Raw genomic sequence first — 11,811 nt, forward strand, 5'->3', positions numbered from 1 at the left:
CGACTACATCGAGATGTTTTACAATTCGAAGCGCCGACATGGTTCCAATGATGGCTTGTCACCGGTAGAGTTCGAGGCCCAGTATTTTTCTAACCAATCGGGTGTCTAGGAAAATAGGGGCTATTCACACCACCACCTACTATGTCGACAAACTGTTTGAGAGCGACAGCGACGGTAGCTGGAGAGTATTCATAGATGATGTGGCGGTTGTGAGCTATACCCCGGATCGCAAACACCAGATTCTGTATACCTTGCGGGACCGGCTTGGGAGCGGAACAACGCTGGCTGACCACAATGGTGGTGTAGTTAGTCGTCGTTACTTTGATCCTTTTGGTCGCACTGCGTCAATGGGGGCGGACCACCACAACGACTTGCTCGGTGCTAATGTCAGCCTCTCGAAGTTTATGGATCTGGAGGGTACCAACAATTACCGCCGTGGATTTACCGACCACGAGCACTTGAATGAGCAGCAGCTGATTCATATGAATGGTCGGATTTACGATTACAACCTGGGCCGTTTCCTGAGTGTGGACCCGGTGATTCTGGACCCAAGCAGTACTCAGGCAATCAACCCTTACAGCTACATCATGAACAACCCGATGGCCGGGACGGATCCAACAGGTTACTGCCCAACGGCCAGTCGAGCGGGCGGTGGTGGTGGCATGCAATGCGTGTCAATTCTATATGATAAAGGAGAAGATAAGGGCGCCAGTGGCTCTAAACCTGAGGCAGAACAGAGTGAGCCTCCTCCAGTAAATGGTGCTCAAGCACAGCAATCTACTAAAGTGAAAGGGTCATCTACGAAAAGTGATGATGCTACCAGTGGAATTGGAGGAGCATTAATTAGCAAGCATGTATACGGGGAAGGTGGTGAACTTCCTGACGGGGTATCTCAAGTAAGCCCTGAGCAACTTAAGAAGTTAAAACTTGATGGGCTAGCTTTTAGTGATAGTGATTCTGGGTTTCAATCTGCGCTTTACTATGACTCTAATAATAAGAGCTATATATATGCCTTTGCAGGAACAAATGGTGATGGTGATATGGCCGAAAACTTTGCACAAGGAGCGGGAAGGTTTGCAACTCAATACGATTTAGCTCTAAGCAACACCAAGGCTATAAGGAGTGCTGTTGGAGGTGGCTTATCTCTCTCAGGGCATTCTCTGGGAGGGGGGCTCGCAAGCATGGCGGCTGCACTTACAGGGCTTTCAGCAAACACATATAATGCCGCAGGAGTACATATGAGTACACTTGCTAGGTATTCTGGAGGGATGGCTAATGCGGTTAGGTTGGCTGGGTCTGCAAATGTAAATGCGTACAATGTTGTGGGTGATGGGCTTACCAGCTTACAACGTTATAGTTCTTTTGCTCCCGCCTTGCCTTCAGCGTTAGGTCGTAATATCTCATTAACCCCAAGGGGTTTAGATGCTGTGATTGGTATGACTCCACTTTATGGAGGGTATCACCTTCATAAAATGGACACCGTTATAAACTCGCTGAGGTAAGCTAATGTTAAAACATATAACACTGTTAACTTGTATTTTAGTTTTCCTGAACATAGCTGCATGCGAAAGGCTTTCTGGCGAACCAAGTGTCTTTTCTTATATTAAGAACGGAAAGCTAGAAGAGGTGAAGGAGAAGGTGGAGGAGAAAGGTGTATTCGAATCCTTGAACTCTAGTGGTGTAACACCTTTGATTTACTCTATTGAAGAAAATAATTTTGATGCGTTCAATTTGTTGTTGGAAAGCGGGGCTAACCCTAATTTTAAAATTGCAAGTGGAGGAAGTGCCGTGACTTTCTCCGTTATAAATGACAACCCTGATTACTTGCGGACTTTGATTAAGTATGGGGCGAATGTTGATACCTTTCACGAAGAAAGGAAGCGAAATGTTATTTTTGATGCGCTATCACCAAACAAAATAGAACACCTAAAAGCCCTTGTGAGTGCAGGTGCGGAAGTTAACGTTAGGGATGGAGTTAATCAAACGCCTCTTATTGTTGCTGCAAATTTAAACCAATATGAAGTCGTTTTGTTTCTTCTCGAAAATGGAGCCAACCCCGACCTGACTGATAACTTTGGCAACAAATTATCAAGTGTTCTCGAAAGCAATGTTAAATTTGAAAGTGAATCAATGGCTAAAATCAAGTTGAAAATCCTGCCTTTCCTAGAATGATTTTGCTACGATGGTTGAGGTGAAAGGACGGCCTCAACCATCATCACAGTTTCAGTGGGTTGGTTTCGGACTGGAAATTAACAGAGTAGCAGCTATAAATGTGTTGGGCCGAGGAAGTTTATAACAGCATGGATAGAAAAAAGTACTATATGAAGCTGATGAGTGATTTTCTCGATGAGTCACTGACTATCGAAGAGTCTCAGAGAGAATTTTTGGAAAGATTTGAAAGTGAAGTGAAATTATTTTAAGAAGGTGGGCATGAGATTCTTGAAGGGGTATTTTGCTCTCTCGATATGTATAGTCCACAAGGTTCAATTGCTTTCTTAGGGGCAGTAAGCTGCGAAGATGTTGCGTCCGATGCAAGTCAGGCGCCGAAAAGCATAAGTTAGTGATTTTATTGGTGTTCTGGGCGCTTGTTTTTCGTAAAAACGTCGCTGAAACACTGCAATATTTAATGCCTTAACACTAAAGAACTTTGTCATTCTTGTTATGGTTGAGGTTTACCAGCAAGGGAGTTCCTCCGGAAGACAGATACGTTGAGACTTGAAGCCGTACATTGACCAGATTTCATCGGAAAGCTGGCCATTTTTTTTTGGACGTGTGGCCAGTTTTGTGCGGACGGGTGGTCGAGTTGGGGTGGAATCTACAGGGTTAGTTCAGTCTCCTACTGACCCTTCAGTTTGGAAGGTGTCCAGCACCAGTAGAGGTGTCCAGCTTTTTGCAGCAGGGTGGTCGGCGGTGGCCAGCGCTGCCATACCGCGATTGTTTCCCGATCTAAGCTTGTGCGACCTTCCTGGTGGGCAGGGGCCGAAAGTGAGTCGACGACTTGATGTGAAGCGGTAGTGTACAAACTTTATTGTTCCAAAGCGCTCTTGTGTACAAACTCTATTGTGCCTATACAGAGGTGAGGACCTCCGGGGCAGACTGGGGCTAGTCTCCCCCAGGCTCCGGAATCTCGATGGTAAACCTGGCTCCCCCCAGGTCACTGTCACCCACCGACAGGGTGGCGCCGAGGCGATGGGCCGCCGCCTGGGCGATGGCCAGTCCCAGCCCCAGGCCTCCGGTGGCCTGGGTGCGGCTGCTGTCCAGGCGCGAGAAGGGGATGAAGATCCGCCTCCGATCCGCGTTCGGGATCCCCTGGCCATCCTCGTCGACGTGGACGCGCACCCCGGCGCCGCAGGGCTCGGCGCTGAGCCTCACCTGGCTGTGGCCGTAGCGCTGGGCGTTGCTCATCAGGTTGTCCAGCAGCAGCCGGAAACAGGTGGGGTTGACCTCGATGGGGGGCAGTGGCGGGATACTGGCCCGCACCGGCAGGGTGCCGGTCTGCTGGAACCACTGTAGCCGCTGCTCCAGGACCTGACTCAGGGGCTGGTCTGGCTGTTCGCTGCAGGGGCGTCGGTCGGGGGAGTTCAGCCTGAACAGGGTCAAGACCTGCTGGGTCAGCTGATCCATGTCCTCAATGTAGTTGTCGATGTCATCCAGCAGCTCAACCTGTTCGGGCTTGTCGCACTGTTTGCGCAGCAGGCCATTGGCCAGCTGGATGCGGCTCAGGGGGGTGCGCAGTTCGTGGGGAACCGCCTGGGCCAGCACCCGGCTCTCCTCGACCGAGCGGCTGATGGCATCGGCCATCCTGTTGAACCCCTTGCTCAGTTGCCGAACCGGCTCGGAGCGGGGCACCAATGCCCTGGCGCCCAGGGCGCCGCGGCCGAAGCGCTCCTGGGTGTGGGCCAGTTGCCGTATCTGGCGCTGCAGCTGACGGGCGGGCAGGTAGAGCACGGCCCCGAAGGCGGACAGCATCAGGGCGAACAGCATCAGGGTGCTGGCCACATCCGGGTCCTCCTCCAGGACGGTCATCAGATCCTCGTCAAACTCGTCAAACTCCTTGTCGTACAGCAGCAACCGCCCGCCCTCCTCCAGATGGGTGAAGGCGGAGAGATAGCGAAACTCCTCCAGCTGATACACCCGCCCCCCTTCGAAGCTGGTCATCAGGGTGCACCCTTCGCAGGGCGCGGCCGCCAGATTGTCCTGCCAGGCGGCGTTCCAGGGAGACAGGCTCAGGTCGATGGCATCGATGTACGCCTGGGGGGAGATCCCCTGCATCTGCCAGCTCTTGCTCAGCAAGGTATCCATGGCATGGGTGTCGGCATAGAAGTCCTTCACCTCGGTCTCCTCATACCAGGAGTCGGTGTAGCTGGCGGTGAGAAACACGCTGCCGATCAGGGCCAGGATCATCCCCAGGTAGAGGCGGGTGAACAGCGGAGGGATCAGTCTATTCATTGATCAGCATATAGCCCCGGTTGCGGACGGTGAGGATCAGCCGGTAGGGAGCCTTGGCATCACCCAGCTTGCGGCGCAGGCCGGAGATGCGCATGTCAACCGACCGGTCGTAACCGTCGTAATCGATGCCGCGGAGGGCACGACAGCAAGCCTCCCGGGTGACCACCTGGCCGGCGCTCTCGGCCAGCAGCAGCAGCATCTTGTATTCGGATTCGGCCAGTTCCACCTCCTCCTGGTTGAGGCAGACCCGCTGGCGGCGGCGGTTGATGGTGATGGGGCCCACCTCGAGACACTCCTGCCCCTGGGGCTGCCAACGGCGCAGCAGTGCCTCGATGCGGGCGGCCAGAAGATGGGGCTTGACCGGTTTGGTCAGGTAGTCGTCGGCACCGATCCTCAGCAGGCTGATCTCGCTGAACTCATCGTCGCAGGCGGTAAGCACCATGATCGGTCGCTGGTAAAACTCCCGGGCGGCACGGCATACCTCGATGCCGCTCATCCCCGGCAGCATCAGGTCCAGCACCACCAGGTCCGGCTGAAACTCGCCAATGGCGGTCAGTGCTGCTTCACCGCGGTCCACCACTCGGGTGTGGTACTGTTCTGCCTGAAGGTACATGGCGGTGAGTCGGGCGATCTCGGCGTCGTCCTCGACGATCAGAATTCGGGCTTTAGCCACCTGGGTTCACTCTGCTGACGGTTTTCCGGAGTCTAAGTGTACCCACAGGCGCGGCGATACCCCAGCCCCCTTACATCGTCTTACAGCCTTGGGGCGATCGCGATCGCGGCCGCGATGGCGTGCCGTTCACCGGGGGCAGATCGCCGCTACCCCTCTGGCTGGCAGATCTCGTCGTCGACCACCGCCTTGAGGGTGCGGACCAGCAGCAGCAGGATCACAGCGGTCACCAGGGCCAGCAGGGCGTAGGCCAGGTAGCCGAACACCGCCTTGGCGGTGGTGGCGTACATTACCTGGGCGGCCACCGACGCGGCGGCCAGGGGGAAGGAGTAGGCCCACCAGCTGATGAAGAAGCGGATCTTGGTGAACCGGGGAAACTGGGTCACCAGCAACAGCACCAGGAACATGGCCACGTTGAACAGGATCTGGCCCATGGCGTCGATACCGCCGGTCAGCTTGGTGTAGGCGACAAAGCCCACCGCCGGCGGTGCGATAAAGATAAACAGGGTGGGCAGCAGCTTTTCCGGCAGGGGATCATGGAAGATCACCCGGTTGAGGATCAGCGCCTTGAGGATGATCCAGAACAGGATGCCGATGGAGAAGAAGAACCAGCTCAGCGCCATGAAGCCGTGCTCCACCCCGGCCAGGGGGACGATGACGTTGCCGACGATGGGGATAAACCAGGCCGGGGTGCTGTGGGCAATCTGGAACTTGGGGTGGTGGATCCACTGAGTCAGTACGTACAGGGTAAACAGCAGGTGCAGGGCGGCGCCGATGGCCCACAGCAGCAGGGAGAGCGGCTTGGAGACCGGCAGCAGGGCGGCGCTGAGCAGCAGCAGGCTGATGGAGATGGTGGGGAAGAAGCTTAGTTTCACCGGGTGCTCCAGCTCCGCCTGTACCGCCTGAGGCTGGGTGGCCAGCTTCATCAGGTAACTGCCGGCCACCACGGTAAACAGGCACAGAGTCAGCCCCAGTAGCAATTGGCCAATCAGTTCCGGGGCGCCCAGGACAAGGTGAGCTTTTTCCCAGGCCAGGGTCAGGCCACTCATGCCCATGATCATGGCGAAGAAGGAGATGGGGAAGTAGGCCAGCTTCGAAGCGTGGCTCAGTCGTGCCTGCTGATTCATCCAGAAGTCCTTATTTAGATAATTCTAATACAATAGGGCGGCAAGAGAGAAATTACCAGCAGGGTTGCCTCGGTCCGATCACAAAGCCGGTTACTGGGAGGAGACAACGAAAAAAGCCGCCCCAAGGGGGCGGCCAGGTTTCCGACTTTCATGATGCGTTGTGTCCGGGTCGGAAAAGTCAGCAGGGTCTACTTGTGGATCTTACCTCCGTAGTTGTCCTGCAGGCTCTGCAGCTTGCTGCCTTCGGCGTGACACTGGCCGCAGGCCCAGGCCTCTTTCAGGAAGGGGTTCATCTTGCTGTCTTCGCTGATTTGAGGCTTCTCGTTGAACAGGTCGATGGTCACCACGTGGGTCATCTCGTCACCGAAGGTCACCCCGCCATTGGTGGTGGTGCTGGTGGCGTTCTTCACCACTTCCGGCATGTGGCAGCTGGTGCAGTCGAAATTGGCATGCAGGCTGACCGTACCGTCGTTGAACGCCTGGGTGGCGTGGCAGTCGGTACAGGCCTTCACCGCGCCGTTGTGCTCCGCCTTGTCCTTGTTAACGGTGGACTTGTGCGGGTCGTGGCAGCTGACACAGTCCAGGCCGGCCAGGTAGTGAGGGTTGGTGGCCTCACCGGTTTCAGGGTCGATGCCAAAGAGTTCATCGGCGGTCTGGTGGTGACGGGTCAGCCCACCCTTGGCGTCGATGCGGCCAGCGCTCTCCGGCAGGGTGCTGTCGGGGAAGGCGGTGTGGAACTTATTGACGTAGCCGTTGCCATGGTTACGGTCGCCATCACGGGTGTGGCACTCACTGCAGTGCACGGCGGCGCCAAAGCCCATGGTGTCGCTCTGCAGCAGTTCCGAGGCGCGTGGCTGGGCGATCCTGGTGATATTGTCTGCAGAGGGAGCCTTGATGTGCTCGGAGCCGGCGCCGTGGCAGGCCTCACACTGTACCGCCGCCAGGGCGAAGGTGCCGCCCATGCCCGGCAGGTCATCCTGACGGTGGGGGTTCAGCGTTTCGTCGAAGGGTTTCCAGCCGGTGTTGTGGCAGTTACCACAGCTGTAGATCATGTCGACGTCACCGTCGTGGTAGCCGCTCATCTGGTTGCCCGCGGCCTCGGAGCCATAGAGGTTAAACTGCACCGCCGAGCCGCTGACGATGTGGCCGTTCTTATCGAACCAGCGAATCTTCTTCCAGTAGCCGCCGGTGGTGTAGCTGACGTCGGCATAGGAGTTGGGGGCGCCCAGGGTGTTATCGGTCAGGCCGTCGGTGTCGGTGTCGGTGGCTGCGTCAGAGATCAGGGTCAGGGCGGCGTCGAGATCCACCTCCTCGGGCAGATAGGGGAACTGCGGAGCCTCGTCGTTGACGATCTTGGAGATCTTGAAGTTGTGGCCGTGCAACTGATGAGTCTCAAACTCGTTGGCGTGGCAGGTCTGGCAAGACTCAGAGCCGACATAGGTCAGTTCGATCACCTCTTCGGTCACCGTCACCAGAATCTTGGCGGTGGTTTCGTCGGTGCCATCACTGACCTTGTAGTCGATGACATCATCACCCACAAAGCCGGCGGGGTCATACTGGATCTGACCATCTTTGATCTCGGCGTTGCCGTAGGTGGCGATGGCGGAGCTGAGAGTCAGGGTGTCGCCATCGGCATCGCTGGCGGACGCCAGGGCGTCGATCATGATGGCGGTGGCACTGGTGGTGGCGGCGTCCAGGTCCGTGGCAACCGGCGGTGTATTGGGGTCCGGAAGGACGGTGTCGCTGTTATTGTCGTCGCTGCCGCAGGCGGTCAGCAGGGTCGCGGCAATCAGGCTTGCCAGCAGCTTGGTGTGGGTTTTCATCATCATTCTCCTGCAGTGGTGATCCACTGTCTGTTTCCCAACTGCAGTATCGAATTTGATGAAAATGTCATCCAGATTAGGGAAGTTGACACAACCTTACCCTTTGATAAGAGAATTTATCAGAACCGGATTAATATTTTGATTTAATTGGTTATTTTAGTCTGATGATGAGCTGATCAACGCCACCATTTGTTGCCCCTGTGTTGTCAGAAAATAGATCTTGTTCGCATTTTGCTCGACCAGACCACTCTGACGAAGCTGTCTCAGGTGGAAGTTGAACTGGGTGTGGTTCTCCACACCGGCCAGACGGCACAGATCCATGAAGCGCAGCTTCTTATGGCGTGACAACTGCTGCAATACCGCCCGGCGCATCGGGTTGGAAAGGGCGGAGAAGACCCGGTTGGCGTCCTCATCTTCCAGGGCCATGGAGGGCTGTTTCTGGGCCTGAACCCGCCTCAGGGTGGTGATCAGGGTGGTTAGGTTGAAGGGCTTGGTGACAAAGTCGTCGGCCCCCTTCTTCATGGCGTCGACGGCAGTATCCACGGTGGCAAAGGCGGTGGTGATCACCACGCCGATACCGGGCTGCAGACGTTTCAGGGCGGCGATCGCCTCCACTCCGGTCATTCCCGGCATCACCAGATCGAACAGGGCGATGTCGAACTTGCGCTGTTCCGCCAGGTCCAGCGCCTGCTCGGCACTGTGGCAGGCGCAGACAGTACAGCCCTCGGTCTGAAGCACCTCGGTAATGGTGTCGTTGAGGGCCAGGTCGTCTTCGGCGAGCAGTATGGTCAGGCTCATGCACGGCTCCTGGGCATTGAAAAGGAGGCAACCAGTCCGTTGTCGCCATTGGCGAGGAGCAGCTCACCCTGGTGTTGCTGAATGATCTGCTGACAGATCGCCAGCCCGAGGCCGGTTCCCTGGCCCTGGGGTTTGGTGGTGAAGAAGGGGCTCATCGCCTGGCTCAACTGCTCAGAGGCCATACCCTTGCCCCAGTCCTCGACGCTGACCACCACCCGGTTCCGGAACTCTTTGACTGACAGCTTGAGCCGGCGGTGGTCACCACTGGCATCGATGGCGTTGTTGACCAGGTTGATGATTACCTCCTCCAGCTTGATCGGGTCCCCCTCAACCTGCAACTCCTCCTGCAGGTCCAGCTCCACATCAAAACTCTTCAGCCTATGCTGCATCAGCCGCAGGGCGGAGTCCACCACGCAGCCGATTCTAACCAGGCGATGTTCGCTGCTGTTTCTGGCGAAGTGCAGCACCTCCTGGCTGATGTGGCTGGCCCTTTCCAGACCATGACGAATCCGCTCCAACTGGCGCCTGGCCTCGGTAGAGTCTCCTAGCTGCCTTTCCAGCAGGTCACAACTCAGGGTGGCGTAGCTCAGCGGGGTCTTGATCTCATGGGCGATGCCGGAAGCCAGCTCCCCCATGGCTCGCAGCTTCTCTCCCCGCATGATGCGCCGTTGCTGCTCCTCAATCTGTTCCTGATACTCCAGGTCGAACAGCTTCAGGGCTTTTAACAGGCTGACCAGCAGGCCGAAGGCGCACAGCATCCGTACCATGGGAACCCAGATTCCCCAGGAGGAGGAGAGCAGCCCGGCGGCAACGGCATAGCCAATCAGTGTGATCCCGGCCCAGGCAAACGGGTGTGCCCCCTGGTGATGCAGGGCAGACAGTTCGCGAGCGTAGTAGATCATGGCGCCGCCCGCCAGGGAGCCTCCGGCCAGGCCGAAGATCCAGCGGGTCAGTTGTACCGACAGCAGCAGTGATTCCTCGACCGGAAAGATGGCCAGGTGCACCAGGGTAGCCAGCAGGTAGATCAGCAGCAGGCCCGGTACCAGGTAGCCGAGCCAGCGCCGGTGGGGAGCGGTAAGGATGTCCAGCATCTTCCAGGCAAACCAGACCAGCGCCAGGAAGGAGATCAACAGCTTGGCAATGCGCATCATCTTGATCCACACCCACCAGTCATGGCTCAAGGTGCTGCTCCACAGCTTGAGATAGAGCTCAGACCATTCGTGGAAGGCATGGGTGAAGCCGAACAGCGCCAGGGCGGGCAGGGCAGAGGCGATGGCTAACTTACTGAACTTGAGGTTGCGGAAGCTGATGACGCAGCCGATGGTGAAAAACACCAGGCCGTAGAACAGATAGACATTGAACAGAATCAGCTCATTCATGGTGCAAGCCTAGCTTAATCAAGGGGGGGATGAGTGTGATCTTTCAGGTGTTTTTTCCGCCAAACCCAGAGGCTGTTCACAAAAAAGCCTCCAGAGGTGGAGGCTTTTTCCGTTGCTGGTGCCGACGCTACTTCTCGGTGGCCAGGTAGTTCATCAGCTCGGTCAGTTCGCTCAGGGTGCGGATCTGGCTCATGTTGATCATGTACTTGTCGTTGACCACGAAGGTGGGCACGCTCTGGATACGAAACTTCTGCTGATCCATCATCCAGGCGGTGACCTTGCTCTTCACCGCATCGCTGGCGGCGATCTTGTCGTAGTCGGCGACGTCGACCCCGTTGTCGGTGAACACCTTCTTGATGTCGCTGCGGGTCTTGATCTGGTCTTCGGTCTCGGGGTCATGGGCTTCGCCGGGACCATGGTGGTGATCACCGCCGGCGAGGATGCCGAACAGCGGCTTCTTCACCTTGTCTTCGACGCCCATCTCCTGCATCACCGCCAGGGAGAGGATCACCTCGGTGCCGATCTCGGAGTTCATGAAATCGACGTGGGCCTGCTGGAAGTCGATGGACTTGTCCAAGCCGGGCTTGATCAGCGGCAGGTAACGCTTCTCCATGTTGTAGCAGTGGCCACAGTAGAGGGAGAAGAACTCCTTGATCACTGGGGTCTCGGTCGCCGGCTTGTCGCTGACGACCATGTAGTGGGTACCTTCGACAAATTGGGCAGCCCAGGTCGCCAGGGGGGCGCACATCAGGGCCAGGGCCAGGGCAATTCGCTTGCTCACTCGGTTGTCCTTCTGGTCAGGTTGTGGATTCAGCTTGGAACGTCTGCTGATGGGTATGCTAAACCCTGGGGCTACACCAAGGTCAATCCCCGTCGTCGCCAAAGGGTGAAGCGCTTCGCCTTTTGTAAACTCTTCAGGATTTTCGGGAACTTTCATCCGCTGGGGCAAGTGACCGGTGGAGACCGGGCGGAGGATCGCCGTCGGCCGCGGCGGCTGGGCGCCGGGACCGACACCGGTCCTGCGGTCGAGCCCGTGGACCTTCATCGTGGCCGGCATCATCCGCCTCTGCCTGCGGGTCGGAACCCTCTGGAACGGGCACACAAGCGACCCTCTGGCCAGCCACTGAGCTCGGCATTCCCGAAGGATAAACCCGCCGCAGCTTAGCCAGAGATGACCCGGAGGGTAACCGGCCGGAACTCCCTTGGCACCGGCGGAGGGGATCACTCCTCAGCGGCGGATTCCTGCTTGGCTTCCAGCTCGGCCAGGCGGGCCTCCAGCTGCTCCACCATCTGGCGGGTCTTGGCCAGCACCGCGCTCTGGCGGTCGAACTCTTCGCGGCTGACCATGTCCAGTTTCGACAGCTGGCTCTGCAGGATGGTTTTGGCCTTGGACTCGAAATCTTCGGCGGCGGCCTTGAGTCCCGGGGGCAGGGCATCGTTCATCTGCTTGGCGATCTGTTCCAGTTTGTCCGTGTTAATCATGGTATCTACTCCGTAATGCTTGGATTTATGGTAACAAAGAAATCGCCAACAGGGGGAGTCTGATGACCTGCGCACCGGGGCGC

The 11,811-nt window shown here is 57.1% G+C and carries 11 protein-coding genes; 3 read left to right on the plus strand and 8 right to left on the minus strand.

Annotated features, from left to right (window positions below):
- The 3 genes from FCL40_RS00005 to FCL40_RS00015 form a co-directional block, all read left to right on the plus strand.
- Window positions 1–109 (plus strand): IS3 family transposase (locus FCL40_RS00005; RefSeq protein ID WP_136850104.1); only part of this gene is annotated, 109 nt, incomplete at its 5' end.
- Between the two features lie 100 nt (window positions 110–209).
- Window positions 210–1,502: an RHS repeat-associated core domain-containing protein gene (locus tag FCL40_RS00010; protein ID WP_229360239.1), complete on the plus strand. Its 1,293-nt coding sequence runs from the start codon at window positions 210–212 to the stop codon at window positions 1,500–1,502.
- 4 nt (window positions 1,503–1,506) lie between these two features.
- Window positions 1,507–2,172: an ankyrin repeat domain-containing protein gene (locus FCL40_RS00015; RefSeq protein ID WP_136850106.1), complete on the plus strand. Its 666-nt coding sequence runs from the start codon at window positions 1,507–1,509 to the stop codon at window positions 2,170–2,172.
- A 930-nt stretch (window positions 2,173–3,102) separates the two neighbouring features.
- Here FCL40_RS00015 and FCL40_RS00020 read toward each other — a convergent pair.
- The 8 genes from FCL40_RS00020 to ubiK form a co-directional block, all read right to left on the minus strand.
- Complete coding sequence (locus tag FCL40_RS00020) at window positions 3,103–4,449, minus strand: ATP-binding protein (RefSeq protein ID WP_136850107.1); 1,347 nt, start codon at window positions 4,447–4,449, stop codon at window positions 3,103–3,105.
- Entirely contained in the window at window positions 4,442–5,122 is a 681-nt protein-coding gene (locus FCL40_RS00025; RefSeq protein WP_136850108.1) for a response regulator transcription factor, read from the minus strand. Before FCL40_RS00025 ends, FCL40_RS00020 begins: the two co-directional genes overlap by 8 nt.
- A 146-nt stretch (window positions 5,123–5,268) precedes the next feature.
- On the minus strand, window positions 5,269–6,246 hold the full coding sequence (locus FCL40_RS00030; protein WP_136850110.1) for an SLAC1 anion channel family protein: 978 nt from the start codon (window positions 6,244–6,246) through the stop codon (window positions 5,269–5,271).
- A gap of 188 nt (window positions 6,247–6,434) precedes the next feature.
- The gene (locus FCL40_RS00035) at window positions 6,435–8,069 is read right to left on the minus strand and encodes an Ig-like domain-containing protein (RefSeq protein ID WP_169306950.1); all 1,635 of its coding nucleotides are present in this window, start codon (window positions 8,067–8,069) and stop codon (window positions 6,435–6,437) included.
- 156 nt (window positions 8,070–8,225) lie between these two features.
- The gene (locus tag FCL40_RS00040) at window positions 8,226–8,867 is read right to left on the minus strand and encodes a response regulator (protein WP_136850114.1); all 642 of its coding nucleotides are present in this window, start codon (window positions 8,865–8,867) and stop codon (window positions 8,226–8,228) included.
- Window positions 8,864–10,246 (minus strand): sensor histidine kinase, encoded by a 1,383-nt coding sequence (locus FCL40_RS00045; protein WP_136850116.1) that lies wholly within the window; start codon window positions 10,244–10,246, stop codon window positions 8,864–8,866. Before FCL40_RS00045 ends, FCL40_RS00040 begins: the two co-directional genes overlap by 4 nt.
- Before the next feature lie 127 nt (window positions 10,247–10,373).
- Entirely contained in the window at window positions 10,374–11,027 is a 654-nt protein-coding gene (locus tag FCL40_RS00050) for a thiol:disulfide interchange protein DsbA/DsbL (RefSeq protein WP_136850118.1), read from the minus strand.
- 440 nt (window positions 11,028–11,467) lie between these two features.
- Window positions 11,468–11,728 (minus strand): ubiquinone biosynthesis accessory factor UbiK, encoded by a 261-nt coding sequence (gene ubiK / locus FCL40_RS00055; RefSeq protein ID WP_136850120.1) that lies wholly within the window; start codon window positions 11,726–11,728, stop codon window positions 11,468–11,470.
- Between the last annotated feature and the right edge of the window lie 83 nt (window positions 11,729–11,811).

Source organism: Ferrimonas sediminicola (genome assembly GCF_005116715.1).
In the GTDB taxonomy this organism is placed as follows: domain Bacteria; phylum Pseudomonadota; class Gammaproteobacteria; order Enterobacterales; family Shewanellaceae; genus Ferrimonas; species Ferrimonas sediminicola.